Source organism: Lachnospiraceae bacterium KGMB03038 (assembly GCA_007361935.1).
Classification (GTDB): domain Bacteria; phylum Bacillota; class Clostridia; order Lachnospirales; family Lachnospiraceae; genus Massilistercora.
The window spans coordinates 37,583-56,204 of sequence record CP041667.1 but is presented as its reverse complement, the minus strand read 5'-3'; the positions used below and the strand labels follow the sequence as shown (position 1 = coordinate 56,204).

The 18,622-nt window shown below is 49.1% G+C and carries 23 protein-coding genes; 3 read left to right on the top strand and 20 right to left on the bottom strand.

Annotated elements, in window-relative coordinates:
• Nucleotides 1-49: 49 nt before the first annotated feature.
• Both FND36_00305 and FND36_00300 read right to left on the bottom strand, forming a co-directional pair.
• Nucleotides 50-613 (bottom strand): sigma-70 family RNA polymerase sigma factor, encoded by a 564-nt coding sequence (locus FND36_00305; GenBank protein ID QDW72607.1) that lies wholly within the window; start codon nucleotides 611-613, stop codon nucleotides 50-52.
• Nucleotides 614-629: 16 nt separating this feature from the next.
• Complete coding sequence (locus tag FND36_00300) at nucleotides 630-1,088, bottom strand: HIT family protein (GenBank protein QDW72606.1); 459 nt, start codon at nucleotides 1,086-1,088, stop codon at nucleotides 630-632.
• A gap of 36 nt (nucleotides 1,089-1,124) precedes the next feature.
• Here FND36_00300 and FND36_00295 point away from each other — a divergent pair, with 36 nt between their 5' ends.
• Nucleotides 1,125-1,871 carry a HAMP domain-containing histidine kinase gene (locus FND36_00295; protein ID QDW72605.1) on the top strand — a complete coding sequence of 249 codons (747 nt, stop codon included), beginning with the start codon at nucleotides 1,125-1,127 and terminating at the stop codon, nucleotides 1,869-1,871.
• On the opposite strand, the gene FND36_00290 is transcribed toward FND36_00295, so the two are convergent.
• From FND36_00290 to FND36_00240, 11 genes are all read right to left on the bottom strand, one after another.
• Complete coding sequence (locus FND36_00290; GenBank protein ID QDW75494.1) at nucleotides 1,812-2,438, bottom strand: rhomboid family intramembrane serine protease; 627 nt, start codon at nucleotides 2,436-2,438, stop codon at nucleotides 1,812-1,814. The two genes, FND36_00295 and FND36_00290, sit on opposite strands and share 60 nt — an antisense overlap.
• Nucleotides 2,439-2,501: 63 nt before the next feature.
• Nucleotides 2,502-3,203 (bottom strand): hypothetical protein, encoded by a 702-nt coding sequence (locus FND36_00285; protein ID QDW72604.1) that lies wholly within the window; start codon nucleotides 3,201-3,203, stop codon nucleotides 2,502-2,504.
• A complete protein-coding gene (locus tag FND36_00280; GenBank protein ID QDW75493.1) occupies nucleotides 3,181-3,591 on the bottom strand; it encodes a pilus assembly protein in 411 nt (136 codons plus the stop codon). The genes FND36_00285 and FND36_00280 overlap by 23 nt, the downstream gene beginning before the upstream one ends.
• Before the next feature lie 14 nt (nucleotides 3,592-3,605).
• The gene (locus FND36_00275) at nucleotides 3,606-4,043 is read right to left on the bottom strand and encodes a prepilin peptidase (GenBank protein ID QDW72603.1); all 438 of its coding nucleotides are present in this window, start codon (nucleotides 4,041-4,043) and stop codon (nucleotides 3,606-3,608) included.
• Nucleotides 4,031-4,828 carry a pilus assembly protein gene (locus tag FND36_00270; protein ID QDW72602.1) on the bottom strand — a complete coding sequence of 266 codons (798 nt, stop codon included), beginning with the start codon at nucleotides 4,826-4,828 and terminating at the stop codon, nucleotides 4,031-4,033. Before FND36_00270 ends, FND36_00275 begins: the two co-directional genes overlap by 13 nt.
• Nucleotides 4,829-4,923: 95 nt before the next feature.
• Nucleotides 4,924-6,237, bottom strand: coding sequence for a hypothetical protein (locus FND36_00265; GenBank protein QDW75492.1), 1,314 nt, complete (start codon nucleotides 6,235-6,237; stop codon nucleotides 4,924-4,926).
• Between the two features lie 94 nt (nucleotides 6,238-6,331).
• A complete protein-coding gene (locus FND36_00260; protein ID QDW75491.1) occupies nucleotides 6,332-6,508 on the bottom strand; it encodes a hypothetical protein in 177 nt (58 codons plus the stop codon).
• Nucleotides 6,509-6,570: 62 nt separating this feature from the next.
• Nucleotides 6,571-7,725 (bottom strand): type II secretion system F family protein, encoded by a 1,155-nt coding sequence (locus FND36_00255; protein QDW75490.1) that lies wholly within the window; start codon nucleotides 7,723-7,725, stop codon nucleotides 6,571-6,573.
• A 50-nt stretch (nucleotides 7,726-7,775) separates the two neighbouring features.
• Entirely contained in the window at nucleotides 7,776-8,564 is a 789-nt protein-coding gene (locus FND36_00250; protein ID QDW72601.1) for a type II secretion system protein F, read from the bottom strand.
• Complete coding sequence (locus tag FND36_00245; protein ID QDW72600.1) at nucleotides 8,479-9,690, bottom strand: CpaF family protein; 1,212 nt, start codon at nucleotides 9,688-9,690, stop codon at nucleotides 8,479-8,481. Before FND36_00245 ends, FND36_00250 begins: the two co-directional genes overlap by 86 nt.
• A complete protein-coding gene (locus FND36_00240) occupies nucleotides 9,687-10,601 on the bottom strand; it encodes a hypothetical protein (GenBank protein ID QDW72599.1) in 915 nt (304 codons plus the stop codon). Before FND36_00240 ends, FND36_00245 begins: the two co-directional genes overlap by 4 nt.
• Nucleotides 10,602-10,921: 320 nt before the next feature.
• On the opposite strand from FND36_00240, the gene FND36_00235 reads away from it, so the two are divergent.
• Entirely contained in the window at nucleotides 10,922-11,638 is a 717-nt protein-coding gene (locus FND36_00235; protein ID QDW72598.1) for a 4'-phosphopantetheinyl transferase superfamily protein, read from the top strand.
• Here FND36_00235 and FND36_00230 read toward each other — a convergent pair.
• Nucleotides 11,633-11,842, bottom strand: a complete 210-nt coding sequence (locus FND36_00230; protein ID QDW72597.1) for a Pro-sigmaK processing inhibitor BofA — start codon at nucleotides 11,840-11,842, stop codon at nucleotides 11,633-11,635. The genes FND36_00235 and FND36_00230 overlap by 6 nt on opposite strands.
• A gap of 123 nt (nucleotides 11,843-11,965) precedes the next feature.
• On the opposite strand from FND36_00230, the gene FND36_00225 reads away from it, so the two are divergent.
• Nucleotides 11,966-12,199, top strand: a complete 234-nt coding sequence (locus FND36_00225; protein ID QDW72596.1) for a DUF2508 family protein — start codon at nucleotides 11,966-11,968, stop codon at nucleotides 12,197-12,199.
• A 56-nt stretch (nucleotides 12,200-12,255) separates the two neighbouring features.
• Here the strand turns inward: FND36_00225 and FND36_00220 are convergent, their stop codons facing one another.
• The 6 genes from FND36_00220 to FND36_00195 all read right to left on the bottom strand — a co-directional run bounded on the left by FND36_00220 (nucleotide 12,256) and on the right by FND36_00195 (nucleotide 18,574).
• The gene (locus FND36_00220) at nucleotides 12,256-13,428 is read right to left on the bottom strand and encodes a hypothetical protein (protein QDW72595.1); all 1,173 of its coding nucleotides are present in this window, start codon (nucleotides 13,426-13,428) and stop codon (nucleotides 12,256-12,258) included.
• Nucleotides 13,429-13,628: 200 nt separating this feature from the next.
• Nucleotides 13,629-14,117, bottom strand: coding sequence for a dCMP deaminase family protein (locus tag FND36_00215; GenBank protein ID QDW72594.1), 489 nt, complete (start codon nucleotides 14,115-14,117; stop codon nucleotides 13,629-13,631).
• A 21-nt stretch (nucleotides 14,118-14,138) separates the two neighbouring features.
• Nucleotides 14,139-14,768 (bottom strand): uracil phosphoribosyltransferase, encoded by a 630-nt coding sequence (locus FND36_00210; GenBank protein QDW72593.1) that lies wholly within the window; start codon nucleotides 14,766-14,768, stop codon nucleotides 14,139-14,141.
• An 18-nt stretch (nucleotides 14,769-14,786) separates the two neighbouring features.
• The gene (locus FND36_00205; protein QDW72592.1) at nucleotides 14,787-15,836 is read right to left on the bottom strand and encodes a threonylcarbamoyl-AMP synthase; all 1,050 of its coding nucleotides are present in this window, start codon (nucleotides 15,834-15,836) and stop codon (nucleotides 14,787-14,789) included.
• A 20-nt stretch (nucleotides 15,837-15,856) separates the two neighbouring features.
• Nucleotides 15,857-16,537: an N-acetylmuramoyl-L-alanine amidase gene (locus FND36_00200; protein ID QDW72591.1), complete on the bottom strand. Its 681-nt coding sequence runs from the start codon at nucleotides 16,535-16,537 to the stop codon at nucleotides 15,857-15,859.
• Between the two features lie 57 nt (nucleotides 16,538-16,594).
• The gene (locus FND36_00195; protein ID QDW72590.1) at nucleotides 16,595-18,574 is read right to left on the bottom strand and encodes an SH3 domain-containing protein; all 1,980 of its coding nucleotides are present in this window, start codon (nucleotides 18,572-18,574) and stop codon (nucleotides 16,595-16,597) included.
• Nucleotides 18,575-18,622: the final 48 nt, after the last annotated feature.

The following is an 18,622-nucleotide window of genomic DNA, read 5'->3' as shown; positions in this document are numbered from 1 at the left end:
CGTTCCGCAACTTTTCAGAGCAAAACAGGTGCCTGTCCGGCACCTGTTTTTATGCTTTATTCAAGTGGTGAAACTGTTCTTCGTAATTTTTTCTTATCCATTTCTTTGCCCGATACAGCATACTGTGCAGACTCTCCAGCGGTATCCCCATAGTCTCCGCCACTTCTTTCTGCGGCTTTTCCAGAAAATACGCGAGCAGGACCGCATCATACCAGCGTTCATTGACCTGATACAGATCAGCGAAAATCGTTTCCGCCAGCTCCCGGTGTTCTCTTTCACGCAGCCTGTTCATGAAATGATCTTCCGGACTTTCAGAAGTATTCCGGTATTCATAGATTTCAAGCGCATCCTCCTTTATGGTTTCGCGCTTGGCTTTCCTCCCATGATTCAGCGCCATATGTTTCGCCGTAACTAACAGCCAGGAGTCAACCGCCTCCATATTGATGTTCTCCATGTTAACATACAGCTTCATAAAAACTGCCTGCGTGATCTCTTCTGCGGTATGACGGTTCTTGGAGTAATACAATGCTGTTTTGTACACGATCTGCACGTTCTTTTCATAAACTGCATCAAAAGCGGTTCTTCCAATCGCTTTTACTCCCACTTGTCTCATCCTTCACTTTCTCGCTTTATTCCATTTTGGATAAGATCTCTTCCTTATCCTCTTCCGTAAGCTCTCCCATCTTCCATCCCAAACCAACTTCATCATCCTTATATCTGGGGATCAGATGGATATGGAAATGGAACACCGTCTGTCCAGCGGTCTCTCCGTTATTCTGCACGATGTTGTAGCCATCGCAGCCCAGAACGTCTGTAAGTTTAGTGATCATCTTTTTTGCCAGGACCAGCGCTTTCGAAGCCACCTCATCGTCCAGTTCATACAAATCCTTGAAATGTTCTTTCGGCAGGATCAGCGCATGTCCCTTTGAAGCCGGACCCGCATCCAGGATAACCCGGAAGTCATCGTCCTCATACAAGGTTGCCGTTGGTATCTCACCGTTTGCCAGTTTACAAAAAATACAATTCTCGTCTTTCATCTTCTTCTCCCTCTTTCTCTTAAAAATATAATTGATTATTTCCTTCGCCAATGCTAAACTGATAAGTCAGAAAGGGCGGTAAATACTATGTTTTCAGCGACAGACTACGACAAATTACAGCAGATCATGGAGGAAAGTCCGCAGAAAAAAGAGCTTCTTGGGCGGCTCCTGGAGTCACACCGGATGGACATCAGCGCCATCAGCCATGAGATCCGCAATCCATTTACGCTCATTTACAGCACGCTCCAACTGCTCGAAGCCGAACGGCCCGACCTTGTCACCTGCGCCCATTGGAAGAATCTGCGCCAGGATATGGAATATATGAAACAACTCTTAGAAGAGCTGTCCTCTTACAACAATGGCGACCGGCTGAATCTTACCCTGACAGATACCAATTCTTTTCTCAAAACGCTGGTATTATCTTTTGCCTCTTCTCTGATCGATACTGATATTGAATTTGTTTCCGAGATCCTGCCGGGACTTCCCGCCGTTTCCATCGACTCCGTGAAAATGCGCCAAGTCCTCTTAAATCTCCTGCGAAATGCCAAAGACGCCGTTTCTTCCATTTCTTACCCGGAAGGAACGACTCCGTCTGTAGGCCTCCGTGCGGCTATATCAGATGGTTTTCTTATAATTTCCGTTTCAGATAATGGCTGCGGCATCGAAAGCGAAGAGCTTTCCCACATCTTTGAACCGTTTGTAACCCACAAAGAAAATGGTACCGGTCTTGGCCTTGCCATCGCCAAAAGGATCGTAACCGCGCACAACGGGACGCTAAAAGCGGTTTCCATCCCAGGAGAGCGTACGGTCTTTTCTATTTCTCTTCCAGTATAGCAGAACTGCCAGGAGAAATCCAGATAACAGGCCGCCGATGTGGGCAAAATTATCCACCCCTCCGCTGGAAAAACCATAATAAAGACTCAGCGCTACCATGAAGACCAGGCCTCTTCCCGTCACGTTTCCGATCTGCCCCCGGTTGCGGACCGCCACATAAAGAAGCGCTCCTGTAATCCCGAAGATGGCGCCGGAGGCTCCCGCCGATATCGCGTAATCTCCTGTATATATATCCCAGACTGCGGAAGCAGCATTTCCACAGATCCCGCTTGCGAAATAAATGATCAGATATTTGATCTTTCCGATCTCCAATTCCAGATTCCATCCGATCACCAGAAGCATGACCATATTATTCATCAGATGGGAAAAGCCAAAATGGAGAAATATGCTGGTAAATAACGGCCCATATTCCCCCTGGCTCACTATCAGCGGCACATACATGGCTCCGTGCTCCAGCATAAAAACTCCGTCTTCCGTCATCCCCTGAAAGCTTAAAATAAAAAAGACGATCACATTTACTGCTATAAGTAAAATTGTACAAATTGGCTTCTTGGAATATTGATTCATCATGAATTGATTTTCTCACTATTCCCGGACAGTGTCAACAGCAAACCTGTCATCCCCTCCTCGTTACAGCTCTTCCTCTTCGATATATAACCCATCCCAATCTCCCCACTTAGGTTTCTTGTGCTTCCGCAGGAATCTTCTTACCGGAGTCCACATGTTCTCTGTCTCTTCCATGATCAGACTTCCCATTTCCTGGCTGGTGATCCAGTCATGTTCCTGTGTATCGTACTGGTTCTTTTTCTCTTCTTCCGGCCGTTCTTCTTTTTTCAAACATTCTGCGATCAATTTTTCTAAACTATAGTTCTCTTCCATGGTTCCTTTATGCAGCAGAAATACCATCCGAATACATTCTTTATCTTCATAATCCGCCTGCTTTACAAAATACTCTGTCAATCCGTGGAATTCCTCCCACAGACTTCCCTGAAAAGGAGGATAATAGCAGAAGTAGACTTTGCCGTCCTCATAGAAGAGATACTCTGGTTTCAGCAGAATCCGGTTAATATCCAGCAAATACCGTCTCACTTCTGAAAGCGCCGTCTGGAACTGCCGCAGGAAAAGCCGGATATCTTCCGCCTGTATCTTACTCCGTTCATACATGGCCTGAAATGAGATCTTCCCGCTCACGTCATAATCATAAAAACTGCTGCCGTTCATTCCTCTCGCCTTTACCGGGAGCAGCCCTTCCGGCTCTCCTGCCTGAAGCATTTTCATCTGGTAATCCTCTTTATAAATTCCCGCTTCTTCAATTGTAATTCTTCGTTCCATTTCCTATCTCCTTTAACCGCTTTCTGTCCCGGATTGTCTTCTCCGGTTCTGTCACCGGGATCTTTTTCTCTACAGAAAGCCCAAATTCCCCTCGGCGCGCGGCCGCCGTTACAATTATCTCTCGATCCCCGATTTCAATAGATACTTCCGGCGTTGGGAAAAGAATACATTTTCCTTCCGTTCTTTCATAGAACAGCGCTTCTATCTGTGCCGCGTCCGTCTTCTCTTTCTCCCGGATCTTCGTCCCGGCTACAGCGGCTGTTTCATATGCCGCTCCTGCCAGGATATTCTTATCGTGAAAATAAAAAATCGCTAAAATACTGCTCATAAGAAGCAGAAGGATCAATGGCATAAGATAGGACATCTCCACGGTCAAGCTCCCTCGCATCCATCTTGTTCTTCTCACCACACTGTTCCTCCCATCAGCATTCCCACCAAATATCCGCCTGTCAGAAATGGGAAAAACGGCAGAGTACATTTGGATGACATATGCCGCCTTGCCAACAGAACCATGGCAGCCGCCAAAAGAAGCAAAAATGTCCCCGCCAGCACCTCCAGCAGTTTCCATAATCCCAAATACAGTCCCAGCACTAAGATCCCCCAGCTGTCCCCATATCCGATCCCCTGGCCTGTAGCCCTGCTGATCAGAAAAAAGAGCAGTCCTATCCCCGCTCCTCCCAGTATAAGAACCAGATCGGTCTCTCTGGAAACCACCTGGTAGAGCAGGACTCCGGCGGTTCCCATAACAAAAATCTCCGCCGGGATCTTCCGCCAGCAAATATCGGTGACCGCAAGACCCGCCAATGCTCCCAGGCACATCACTCTTCCTACCTCCCACATCTGGAACACGCCCCCTTTCCGATCACTTCTGACACGGGTACCGCATATACCGTCCGTTTTAACCCGCTGCAGGACAGCGAACTGTGATACCGGTTCCCGGTATCGGTGATATACACTCCTCCTGTCCCGCCTTTTTTACAGTGTTCGCAGGCATAGTATTTCCCGCCGCTTTCATTGCGAAGATCTGCGACCTCCGAGGGATTTACCATACGGATCGACAATTCCAGATGGGTACAGTGGTAATCTTGGTGATATACAAGCCCGGTCTCTGTAACATAGACCGTCTCGTCATCTTCTCCGCCAAATCCGGTCTTTTCATATCCGGTCCATCCTTTGATCCGCATCGTCTGTTCGTATTCCAGAAGCGGAATCTGAAAGATCGGAAGCGGGATTTTGACCTGGTAGACCGCAGATAACTCTGCCACCCCAGTCCGGGGCGACATCCGGGAACCGCTGCAGTCAATCCCGCCTTCTATAATACTCCGCTCCAGCCTGGCCGCTCCGATCGCGCTTATCACATCCCTTTCAATCTGCCCCGGCGTCAGGATCGCTGCCGGATAGGCTCCTGCCGCCGCCTGTTTCCCCGCGTACTGCAGTCCTGACCGGACTGCCGTCTGGATCGCCATGATCTCCATCAGAAAGAGCAGGCAGAGGACCGCAAAAAAGAAAATCGGGACAGCCGCGGCGGCTTCCAGCGTAATGCTTCCTTTCATAGAGGTGAAGACAGATGCCCTCCCGGCAGATGTATGACGAATCGATCGTGAGGGGAGTATCTTATTTTGCATCGTACGAATCTTTCTCCTTTCCTGTAATGTATTTCTTTTAAGGTATGGTATCTTTAAGACTTGCCGGAAGGGCATCTGTCTTCACCTCCTGTCTGTCAGCGATATCCAAAATAAGTAGAAAACCGATAAGTAATTCCCCGCCGGAGTCTGCAGGTGCTTTCTACTTCTATCCGGCTGATACATTGATCCGCCCGGAAAAATCCCAGGCCATGTTCTGTTTTTAAGTTCTGCTCAATCAGATCTAACGCCCGCACTCCTGCTTTCTCCTTCGATTCCAGGAATAACAGCATACGGAGATAATCCCGGTAGGCGAGGCCGTCTTTCGCATCCCTTCCATCTCCGGCGTCTTCCCCGCTTCCCAGCTCCATAAGGCCGGACAGGGAAAGCTGCCAGCTTTCTTCGGATTTTACTAAGGGCACCTTATTCCCTTTGAGAAGCGTCCGGACATCCACCACCGATTCTCCAAATGCCCAAGCCAGCAGGATCGCCTGGGCCGCCGCTTCTGTGACTGCCGGAACCGCCAGCAGCGAACAGAGGGTCCCGGCCAAAGCCCTGGCTTCTCCCTTCTTCTTGGCGCTGCTCTGCAGATGCGCGTAGTTTGGTACGAACCGCAGGAGCACAAGCCGGTCTGCAACTGCCCCCAGATTCTCCCGGTCGCTTTCCTTCCCGGCAAGGATATATTCCAGTTCATAATCCAGGGCTCCTGTTTTGTCTCCTTCCACCGCCATATCAAAGTGATCCATCAGATACTCTCCAAAAAGCAGATCTGACAAGATTCCTCCTTCCTCTGCCACATCCGAGAAATCCCCGTATCCTTCCTGGAGATTCCTATGGCTTACCGTTTCTTCCAGATTGATGGACTTCTCAGAAACCTGGATTTCTTTCGGCAGTACCAGTTCCAGGATCGGAGATTCTCTTAATTGATCCACATGAGAAATGGGATTATCCTGTTCAGGAAGCGCTGCTTCTTCTTCCTTGAGAAGTTCTGTCAGCTCATCTTTTTGTTCTTTCTCCTGTATCTGACACGCTTTCGCTTCCTGCTCCTGCTGCCTCCAGACAGCCGTATCTCCCTCCATCTCCCGGAACGCCGCAAGTCCGTATTTGTGTTCCATATAAGCGGCGGCCTGCTGATAAAATGTCTGTGCTCCGCGATCCGTCAGCAACTGGATCCGTTTCACATCCTGTTCCATATTTTCCGCTCCGTAGCAGGACAGCCGATCCAGGACCTGAGATTCCGAATAATTCCCTGTCTCATAAGTCCCCTCCAGCGCAAAAATATCGTATTCCTCCAAAAGCTCCTTCTGGTACTCCGCAAACACGGATTCGATAGCCCGGTTCATATCTGCTCTTCTGTAATTCTTCGCGTTTTGGATCGAGGCGCTTTCGATCATGGCCCCGGCAAACGCCATCAGCAGGATGAATACCAGACTAAGGTACGCCGTCACCTCTGCCTGCCGCGGTGCTTGCCTAAATCCAGACACTTCCTTGGGTTCAGGTATTATCTTAGATTCCCGCGCTTTCACTGGTAATTTTCTGAAATATCGTCTGGACCAGGCTGGTAAGCTGGGATTTGAAGATGATCACCAGGCCGATCAGCACCACCAGGATCAAGATCACTTCCACCACCCCTATTCCTCTGTCTTCCCTCAGTGTCCACATTAAAGATCGTATTCTCCAAATAAAACTGTTCCACAACATGCCGTTACTCCTTTCTGTCCTAATCTTACTGTATCCGTTTTCTTTCATAGCTGGATTGACAAAAACGCCGGAACGATCACAATGACTAAAACCACTGCCAGCATCAGGAACATCGGCGCCAGCAGTTTCGTTCCCGCTTCCTCTCCCAGACGTTTCGCTCTGGCTTTCCGCTCCTCAAACGCCTGGATCGCTTCCATCCGCAGCATCTGCGTCAATCCTTTTGTCCCTTTCCTCAGATTCTGGGAGAGCAAAGCCCCCAGCCTCATATATTCCTGTACCTGACAGCGTCTCCCAAACCGTTCATAACTCTCCGATTCCATGATCCCGCTGTCCATCTCCCTGCAGGTTTGAGCCATCTCTTCATAAATGCAGCGCTCCCCTTTTGCCTCCCGCGCCGCTTCATAATCCTGGACAATTTTCTTCCAGGCTCTTTTTACCGTCATCCCCGCTCCCAGAAATAGCGTAAGTTTGCTGACTACCTCCGGATAATCCCGGATCATCTGTTCCTTTCGCTCCCGGCGAAGCCTTTCCCGATCCTGCTTTTCTTTCGCGTACAATAGAAATCCTGTCAGGACTGCCAATACCATGATCACCAGTCCCCGCGGGTCCAGCCTTGGATAGTAGCTGACCGTTTCCCCACCCACCTGCCGCGGAAGCGCCAGCCGCTCCTTTGTCTGAGTGTCCTGGTCCTGCTTTTGAATGGTTTCTTCCAAACTGGCCTTCTTTTCCTGCTCTTTGCTTAAGGCCCTGGGGTATACCATAGCCGTACACTCATAGAGCGCCTGCTGTGTCTCATCTTCCTGATAAGTAAGGATGGCCTTAAGATTCACCATGGTTCCTTCCCGGTCTAGACCGCTCGGCTGGATCTCCCCATATACGTTCATCACGTCATACCGGTCCAGCTCCCAGGATACGTCTACTGGCTCGCCGGGGACTTCTGCCGCCAGGTCCATATTGGTCTCAATCCGGTCCAGACTCTCATTCTCTCCAAGGATCGTCTGGTCCAAGACCGCCGTGCACCTGCGGAACAATTCCTGAATCTCATCTTTGGTATAGGCTCTTTCTGATACTTCCACCGAGATATCCGTCCGGATTCCGCCTTCCATAGCGGCTGTCAGCTCTACCATACGGCTTCCCTGTCCATAACCATTTCTGGGAAGCCCTTCTTCAATCCTGGTTGCGGATCTTCGCGCATCCATTGCGAAAACGATAGCTCCCATCACCAGCAAAAAGGCGGATACTAAGAGCATCAGACGTCGATATCTACCAGCTTTGCACCAATCACGCAGGCTCCGGTATAGACCGCCAAACATCCTGTCATCACTCCTATTCCTGCTATATTTCCATATAAACACGCTGTAAACTCCGGGAAACTTAAGATGAGATAAAGGATGATCCCATAGGGGATCGCTGACATGACTTTAAATTCGTACTTTTTTGCCGCAAGGATCGTATCAATTTCCCGGTGGACCTCGATCTTATCTCCAATCTGCCCCACCGTATTCTGGATGATCCCGATCATATCCCCGCCGCTTCTCTTTGCCGCAGAGAACACGGCGGCAAAATTACTTACGTCTTCTACTCCTACACGGCCGGCAAATTCCTCAAATACCTGTTCCAAAGGCATTTGCAGCCGCATCTGCCGGACCATCAGCTCCAGTTCTTTGGATATCGCCGCATCAGGCGCGTACAGAAGCTTCATCTCTTTTTGCGTCTCCCGAAGGGCATTTTCCACTGAGTATCCGCTGTTTAAAGCGGAAGCCATATCCTGGATCATCTCTTTAAATTGAAGAAGAAATTCATTCCTTTTCTTCCTCGCGTATTCTTCTTCCCTGCTCCGGTATTTCCAGATCAGAAGGGGCCACAGGAAGACCGCCGCGGCAAACGACCGGTAATACAGCCAGGCCGTCAACAGGACAAATCCTCCTGCCCAAGCCAGCGCCAGGAGCCGTTCACGCCTCCTTACAGCCTGCTGCCAGTAGTTTCTCTGTGTGCGCCAGTGTATGATCCTTTCTCCAAATTCCCTGTATCTTCCCATCCTTCTCCCCTGTTTCTTCATAACTGTATAACGCCGCCAATTCAATCTCTCCATCCCGGCAGGCGATCACTTCCGACACTTCCAGAACTTTCCGGCTCTTATCCCTAAGTCTTCCCAGATGTACGATAATATCGATTCCGGAGGCGATCTGCCTTCGGATGGCGGCCAGCGGAAGATCCATTCCCATAAGAACCATTGTTTCCAGCCTGCTCAGCATGTCCGCCGGGCTATTGGCGTGTCCGGTGCTCAGACTCCCATCGTGGCCTGTATTAAATGCCTGCAGCATATCAATGGCCTCCGATCCCCGGACTTCTCCTACGATGATCCGGTCCGGCCGCATCCGCAGGGCGGACCGGATCAGGTCACGGATGGACACCTCTCCGCTTCCTTCTACGTTCGCGTTCCTGGCTTCTAAGCTTACCAGATTAGGAACATCCAAAATCCTAAGTTCAGCGTTATCTTCGATGGTGATGATTCTTTCATCTTTGGGAATATACTGTGATAATGCATTTAAGAATGTGGTCTTGCCGGAACCGGTCCCGCCGCTGATGAAAATATTATATCCCGCCCGTACGAGAAGGGAAAGGAAGTCCGCTATCTCCTGGCTGACAGACTGCCAGTCGATCAGTTGTTTCATGGTAATTGATTCTTTGGGAAATTTCCGGATCGTTACGATCGGTCCATTCAGCGCGACCGGCGCAAGAACCACATTGACTCTGGACCCGTCCGCAAGTCTGGCGTCTACGATGGGAGATGCTTCATTGACCAGCCGGTTAGAACCTGCCGCGATCTGCTGGATCACATCCTCCAGCTTCTCCCTGGACAGAAACCGCTTGTCCGACTGAAACAGCCTTCCCTTCTTTTCCAGGAAGATACTCTGGGTCCCATTGATCATGATCTCCGTAATCTCTTCATCTTCCAGGAATTCCTGCAGAAGGTCCAATTTACGGAACGCGTTGAAGAGCTCCCGCCCCAGAGCGCTTTTCTGTGCTAGGGGCAGATACTCCCGCCTTCCCGCTTCCTGTAAGACCCGGTAAATGATCTCTGTCAGTTCATCATCCTGAACCTCCCTGGACAGATCCAGTTCCTCTAATATCCTGGCGTGCAGATATTCACCCCTGTTCATGACCGCCCCTTCTTATAGACAATTTTCTCTAAAATATCTTCCCGGCCAAGCAGTTCCGCTTCTTCCTGAAACTGCCGGATCTTTGCCTGAGAATAAGGATCTTCCGCTTCGATCATATGGATCTGTTCACAAATTTCCAAAAGCGTGTATACCCCTGAAATCGCTTCGTCTATATCTAAGATCACCGTTTCATAAAGGCTTTCCTGTAAAATCCGTATTGTCAGGCCCCGCCACTCCTTCGCCGGAATGCTCTTTACATCCTCCGGCATCGACATAGGAAGAACGTAATCCAGGCCATTTTTATGTCTTACAGCCGTTGTGAGTACCAGCCCCAGATTGCCCTTCTCCTGCCTGGCATAATAGATCACGTCTTCCATCGTATGAGCCCCTTCCTCAAAATGTCCGCCTGCTCCCGCATATACTTCCAGATTCAGATACAGCACATTCTCGGAAGCTGCCAGTTCTTCCCCAAGCCGGAGCGCATAACTGGTTTTCCCGACCCTGTGGACAGGCGAGAATATCCCGATAACCCGCCCTTTCTTCTTTCCGGAAGGCTGACGGAAGATTTTGGCGCCGCTCCCATCTGTTTCCCAGAGACTTAAGAGAGTTTCTAAAAGCTTTTCTCCCGGCTGATATTTATACAAAACCCTTTCCCCTTCCCTGGGAACCCGTCCGGGATTCTGCGTCAGCAGACAAACTGTTCCTGCCCCGACCGCCTTGCGCTCCTCCTCTGGAAATTCCTCTGACAAAAGCAGACAGTCTGCTTCTTCCTCTGGAACTTCCTTTATTTTCTCAAGACTCGTATAAACCTGAACCTGCAGGGAGAGTTCCTTTTTTTGAGATAAAAACAATCCCAGCGCCTCCGCGTATCCACTCTCCGGGTCGCAAATGATCAATCGTTTGCTGTCCACATAGTATCCCTCCTCTTTTGTCCGCAATACTTTTGAATACCTTTTGTGTGAATTCTTGTGCCGAACTGGCCTCGAATACAAATGAATTGAAACTGTCGCTATAGAAAACAATCAGACTCAAGTCCCCGACGGAACTTGTAGGGAGATTATACTCCCGGAAGTTCTTCTTTGTCTATCCCTTTTTTCCAAATTCGCCATCTTTGTAAAACCTCTACAAAATTTCATCTTGAATTTCTGTAGAAATTTCTATACAAATTTTTTCTCAGAGGATATAATAAATCCGAAACATTTGCATCTCTTTTCAGAAAGGAGTTTTCTGAATGAATATCACTTTTTTTTCTTCTTTTGACCAGGTTCCGTTTCCCGCATGTCCAGATCCTGGAAAGATTCATGTCTGGCTGCTGCCCATTTACAATAATGGATTGATCGGAGCGGATTTTAAATATTTGTCCCTTGAAGAGCAGAAAAGGTCCGCCCGCTTCTCCAAGCCCGGCGACCGCCAGCGCTACCTTGCGTCCCACGCCGCTCTGCGCAAGATCCTGGCTTCGTATCTGGCCTATCCGGCCCAGGATCTGGTATTTTCATCAAATGAATATGGAAAGCCTTTCCTTTCCTATCCCCATGGCCGCCAGCACAGGCCGGTCCATTTCAGCCTGTCCCACTCAGGGGAATACACTGCGCTTGCATTCTCCTTTTCCTCTCCAGTGGGCATCGATATTGAGAAAAGCCGTGCTTCTGTCAAGCCTCTTGAAATCTCGAAACGCTTTTACCATCCAAAGGAAGCCAGCCAGATTGCCTCCCTGCCTTCCCAGGAACAGGGCTTCCTCTTCTTCCAGTTGTGGACCCTGCGGGAAGCATTTCTAAAGGGCCTGGGCACCGGGTTCCATACGGCGCCGGATTCCTTCTGCATCTGTCCGGATCCCGGTTTTGATGCCTTCCATATCGAAGAGGGGCCCGTCAGCTTTTCTGACTGGAAGCTGGTTTCCCTTTCCGCTCCGGAAGGGTACTTTTGTAGCCTTGCTTTTCTGGAATCATAATCCCTGGTAAAAAGTGATCCCGTAAAGAAGCGCCACGCCCGGCACTCCAAATACACCGGAAGCGCAGAAGGTCAGCGGGTTCAGGCCGACATGTAAGGAAACTCCCTTTGTTCCCAAAAATTGATTGATAAAAAAGATCAAAGCCATTCCCAAAACTGCCCGAACCAGGAAATTAACCACAACATGGGACCAGTGATCAGACATTTATGCGTTCCTTCCTTCTTTCTTATTATCCATATATATCTCCTATCTTGGTATTTTATTCTAAAAATTGCCTATACTAGGTAAAAAAAGGACGGCAAAGATTTGGCGTCATGGAGGTGGCTCATGAAACTATTCCGCAGGGAAAATAACGCAGATGCAGACGTGTACAAAAGACTCCTTGACAGAAGCGATGATTCTCTCGTCCAGGAGATCGCCCAGGTACAGCAGGAGATCGAGGACGCCTATAATAATTTTCAAAACGCGTCTGACCCTGACCTAATCGACTGTTATATCTTCCGGGGAAACGCGGCTTGGAAAAGATATCAGTTTCTCTTAAGACAGGCAAAGATGGGATAAAAAACAGGCTGGCTCAATGATAAAGCCGGCCTGTTTTTTATGTCTGCACATCTTTTTTATAAGATCAATGTAAAGAATTGAAACAGGAAGTTCGCGGCAATTCCCGCACAGGCTCCTCCGATCGTATGGCTGATGATCGCCTTGCCTGTCAGATGAGGCACTTTTAAGGCAGTCATCATTCCCACGTGGGTGCTCAGATAACCGCTCCAGCACATACACATCGCGGTAAATACCGCAATATCGTTTGCGTGGGCAAGTCCTTCGCTTACCATATCCGGAACCAGGCCAATGGCCGCTCCCGCCGCTCCAAGAGCCGTCACCGGTACCGCGATGGCTGATGAGGAAGAGAAACCAAACAATGGTTCCAGAATAAAGTTCAGCTTATCACCGATCCATGGCAGAAGCGCTACTCCCTCATAAGCCGCTCCCGTATAAGCTCCGCCTTCTCTCGGCCCGTTGGTGAGCATCATGACCAGGGTACAGATCACCAGCACACCGGGAATAATTGCCATCCCCACATCTACTCCGCTTTTTCCTCCGTCCAGGCACGCTTCCAGCAGACGCCCCCCAATACTTCCTTTGCGGATTTCTCTGCGGTTCAGCGCATCTTCCACAGACACTCCCTTTTCTGGCGGGATACACCATTCTTCCGTGCCAAATTCTTTCTTTGTGAAAAACATCATGATCCTTACGCTGACAATACTTCCCACAACCGCTCCTAGGTTTCCCACCAGTACCGCGATCCCAAAGTTCTCTCCGCCAGAACTGATCCCCAGCATGAAGGTTGTAACGATCAGCCCCATTCCATAAGCTGTCCCCAAGTTCGTTAAGGCGGGAAGCTGATATTTGCGGAAGTATCTCCGGAAGTTCTTATCTTCCGCCAGGCTTAAGATGGCCGGATTGTCGGAGAGATACGTCGTCATGATCCCAACGGTAGCCGCCCCGGGAAGGTTATAGAGGGGTTTCATCAGTGGTGAGAGCAGTTTATTCAAGAGAGCGATCACGCCGAATTCCGATAGGACTCCAGAAAGCGCTCCTGCCATGACCGCGATCGCCATAATATTGAAAACGGTCTCCAATAATAGCTTGTATGCCGTGTTCATCATTGTCTGAAGCATATTTGCCGCACCCATTTTCCATCCCAGGCTCCCAAAAATGATCAGGAAAAAGAACAGAAAAATAAAGGCTTCTTTGCTGACTGCTTTTTTGTAGATACGATTTTCTTCCATACGTCACCTCTTTTGTTTTCTTTTTTCGAATTATACTCTCCTACTATACTTGCCATTTTCTTATTGTGCAATTATTTTTTCATATAATCATGATGTATCTTTCTTTATCTCTAAATTTCCACTTATTTTTCTCTTAAAGAAATATTGGGCGCAAAAAAAGAACTGCCGCCATTTGGCGCCAGCTCTTTTAGAATATACATTTACAGCTTGATCGTAATCTCTCGGCTGCTTCTGTGATACTGGTGATACCGCACGCCCGCGGCATCAAACATCCGCATAGAAGCCTGGACCGACGGAGTATCTTCATACTTGTTGCTGTCGAAGATCACCTCCTTGATCCCGCTTTGAATGATCGCTTTCGCGCACTCATTGCAGGGAAACAGGGAAACGTAGAGCTTCGCCCCTTCCAGACTCCCGCCCCGGTAATTCAGAATCGCGTTCAGCTCACTGTGGACCGTATAGACATATTTTGTCTTTAACGGATCTTCTCCTTCTCTTACCCATGGAAACTCATCATCAGAGCAGCCTGTCGGAAGTCCGTTGTATCCCATAGACAAGATCTTGTTATCCTGGCTTACGATACAGCAGCCTACCTGTGTATTTGGATCTTTTGAGCGCATCCCAGACAGTATTGCCACTCCCATAAAATATTCATCCCAGCTGATATAGTCATTTCTTTTGTTTCCCATAAACGCCGCTCCCTTCGCATCCTATTTTGTGCCGAATATCCGATCTCCCGCATCTCCAAGGCCCGGCACGATATACTTGTGCTCATTCAGATGGTCATCCAGCGCTCCGATATACAGGTCCACATCAGGATGTTCTTTCGTCATCCGCTCAACTCCTTCCGGCGCGGCGATGATACAGATAAACCGGATATGCTTGACTCCCTTCTCCTTTAGCATCTGGATCGCGGCCACACTGGATCCTCCTGTGGCAAGCATTGGATCCACCACAAAGACTTCTCTTTCATCACAATCTGCCGGAAGTTTACAGAAGTATTCTACCGGTTCAAAGGTATCCGGATCGCGGTACAGACCGATATGCCCAACCTTTGCCGCCGGAATCATATTCAGGATCCCGTCTACCATACCGATTCCCGCGCGCAGGATCGGAACAACCGCCAGTTTCTTTCCGCTGAGCTCCTTTCCTACCATCTCACAGATAGGCGTCTTGATCTTTACGTCCTGCAGCTTCAGATCTCTGGTAGCCTCGTAACACATCAGCGCGGCGATCTCACCAACAATCTCCCGGAACTCTTTGGAACCCACCTCTTCTCTGCGGATATACGTAATCTTGTGCTGGATCAGCGGATGATCCATAATCTGTACCTTCGCCATCCCTCTTCCTCCTCATTTTTAAATATTTATCACATGATGTCCTGCTGCCTTTAGAAGGCGGTTCATGATCGCGTTCCCAATCCCGCCTCTGGCAAATGACTCACTGTATATATAATCTACCTGCTCATGGTCAAACTCCCGCAGGATCGCGTAGAGATGGCTTGCGATCGTCGCCTCATCCTCCCGTGTTCCGATAGATTTTACTTTTCCCTGGCGGTAGCGCCCTAACGTCTCTTCTGTTCCTATGATCCCTACCTTGTATCCTTGGGAAATCCGTTCCGCGGCCATCCCATTGATGGCCTCGATCACCAATTCTACCGGACCTTCTACAATACTCAGATCCGCCTTTGGCGCGTAATGCCGGTACTTCATCCCCGGCGCCTTCGGAGCCTTCTTGCTGTCAGCGGAGATGCTTGCCGCATCCTCTGTCACCGGGCCGATCTGCTCTTCCAACATCTCTTTTGTCACTGCGCCGGGCCTTAGAAGCATCGGCGGCGATACCGTCATATCCAGGATGGTGGATTCCACGCCGATCTCTACCATTCCGCCATCGATGATCATATCGATCTTTCCGGTCAGGTCTTCTTCTACATGCTGCGCCATCGTAGGACTTGGCCTTCCGGAAGTATTGGCGCTTGGCGCCGCAATAAAACCTCCGCCGGCCCGGATCACTTCGCGGGCGATATGGCTGCTTGGCATCCGCACAGCCACTGTATCCAGTCCTCCTGTTGTCCCATAGGGGACAATATCTGTCTTCTCAAAAATCATAGTGAGTGGGCCAGGCCAGTATTTTTCCGCGAGAACCTCGGCCTCGGCCGGAATCATCTCCGCAATCTCGGGCAGATCTTCTATCCTGGCAATATGAACGATCAGCGGATTGTCCGACGGCCTCCCTTTCGCCGCGTAAATTTTCTCCGCCGCCTTTTCATTCAGCGCATCCGCTCCCAGCCCATAGACAGTTTCCGTAGGAAACGCCACCAGGCCTCCTTGTTTTAAAATTTCTCCTGCTTTCTCGATTATTTCTTTATCTGTTTGTAAATCTTCGATTTTTTTAATGATTGTCTCCATGGCAATCATTATACTACAGTCTACTCAGCGAGACAAGTTTCGATTCCCGCTGTCACCGCTTCCGCCAGCTTCTCTTGATATTCTTCTGTACTAAGCTTCTCCGCTTCCTCCGGATTGCTCAAGAATCCACATTCTACAATGATCGTAGGCGTCTCTGTCCTTCGCAGAAGATAGTATGTATCATTGGCTTTTGACTCGCGGGTATTTCCCGGGTCCGCCGCCAAAAGCGCCTCCCGCATGATCTCCGCCGCTTCTTCTCCTTCTTTTGAATGTTTATAATAGAATACCTGCGCCCCCTGCACACTTGATTCATGATAACTGTTCTGATGGATACTGACTGCCAGCGCAGGGGCGGCCTCATCAATGATCTTCACTCGTTTCTTGATATCCTCCACCTGTTTGTTGGCGCTCCCTTCTGGAGCCAGCGTTTCGTCTTTTTCTCTGGTCATGATGACTGTAATTCCCTTTTCCTCCAGCTTTTCGCGAATCTTTTGGGCAATCGCCAAGTTAATATCTTTCTCCTGGATCTCATTAACGCCTACCTTTCCCGGATCTCTGCCTCCGTGTCCCGCATCGATGACAATCTTCTTCTCCTTGGATTCCACTTTGCCTGACGATACGTATTCTCCAAGATTTCTTCCGGTCAGGATCAGACCGGCGATCAAAAGGATCAAAATGACCAACTCTGCTTTTTTTCTCAAAAAAATGCCTCCGACAGTCTCTATCTGTTAAATATATGACTGCCGGAGGCATTTTATTTAATTTACGTATTGCAGGATCAGATCCCAAATGCTGGAATCTTCCTGTCCCAGCGCCCATGCCGCGGTACCTGCCAGCTCATTTTCCTTCATGAGCTGCAGCTTGGCCTCAATGGACTTTTCATCTTCCATCCATATCTTATAAGTTGCGCTGTCTACCGTCCATTCCGCATAGTTCTGCTGCGTCTCTTCATCCCATGTAAGCTCTGCTCCGGCTTCTTCCACCGCGGCCCGCGCGGCGGACATTCCCAGCGCTTCGCTCGTTACATTCATGGTATATTCGGCCGCATCGGTTCCCGCATCTTCTGCCAGTTCCTCCTCCGTCTTAGGCGTTTCCTGCCACAGGCGGGTAAAGAACGGGATTCCGCTGATCACCTTTTCTTTCGGCACTTCTTCCAAAGTTGCCTCGATTCCTTCTTTTACGTAATTATACGAAGAAACAGAGCCCGCCTCCGGTGATCCGGCATAATGCTCATCATATCCCATAATGATCACATAATCTGCCACAATCCCCTGTTCCTTGCGGTCATATTGCATATTATGTCCCATTGGAACATAATTATCTACGGAAAGGACCAGGCTGTTCTGTCTGCATCGCACGGACAGTTCCCGGATAAACTGGATATAATGTTCTCCGCATTCCTCAGAGATCCTCTCAAAATCCACGTTGATCCCGTCAACTCCTGTCTGAAGGGCATCCGCGATCAGCTGATTGATCAGATTCTCCCGACTGGAGGTTGAGCTGAGTAATTCCAAGGATTCCTCATAGGAGTCGATGCCTCCGTCAAAATCTCTTACCGCCGCCCAGACTTCAATATTCGCCTGATGGGCATAATTCACATATTCCGAAGACGAAATGGATTCCAGATTTCCTTCCGTATCCCCCACATGGTACCAGGTCGGAGCGATCGTCGTAAGTCCTTTTGTCTCCGCGATCCTTTGCAGCACCGTGCTATTCGCGTCGCTGTTCGTCACGTTGTGCCATGCCAGATTAATGGTATAATCTTTGGAAATGTTGGTAAACTCTTGTTCTTCAAATTCTCTGGTGATATCTTTTGTCTCTTCTTTTCGCAGAGCGCTGTTTTTCACATAACCGACGAATCCGTCACTGGTAAGAACTTTCTTCCAATTTTCCTCACTTTCAAGGATCGTAACTTCGTCATTCTTAGAGATCTCCGTCAATACCGGGCTTTTTACGCCTCCCCTGTACCGTACCGCCGTATCTCTTTTTACTTCCGCGACGGTCGTCTCTCCCCAGTCATTCTTAATGACAATACGCTGAGGATCGTCGTATACTTCATATTCCATGTTCGTATACTTCTGGATAAAGTCAAGAGCAATATATGCTGTACTTCCTTCCGTTTTTAAAATAACGTAGTCTTCACTGTTTTTATTTTTTGAAACGCTGTAATCCGTACTTCCCACTTCTACAGAAACCATATCGTTTGGCAGTGTATATAACAAAATATTTTCACTTGGATCCCAGTAAAAACGGCTGTTCACATAGTCTCTCACGACTTCATACTGCAGATATGCCTTCCCGTCAGAGATCATCCCCTGAGGTTCTGTAATCTGGTCATTTACCACAACAGCTAACTGTCCATCTTGCTCTATTCCATAATATTCTTGAAGATTGGCCTGCTCTTTTGAAGGGCTGTATCTCTTCCACAAAAACGCGCCAATGACCGCTGCTGCTATTAATATGACTAAAAGAATGATCTTGATGGTAAGATTTCTTTTTCTTCTTCTTCTTGACTGTGGTTTTCTGGATACCGGCCGTCTTGCGGCGCCTGATCTGACCGTTCTGCTCTTAGACGGCCGGTTCTTAACCTGCCGGTCATCTGTCTGCCGATTCTGGTTCTGTCGGTCAGTCGCTGGTCTTACACGCCGGGCAGAACCCTGTCCCGCGCTTCTTCCGGCTGTCCGGCTTCTGCTTGTCCGGTCCGAAGTTGTGCGGCTTCTCTTGTCTCTTTCTTCCATGCTGCACCTCCTACTAGACCTTATTATACCAACAATTATATGCTACGT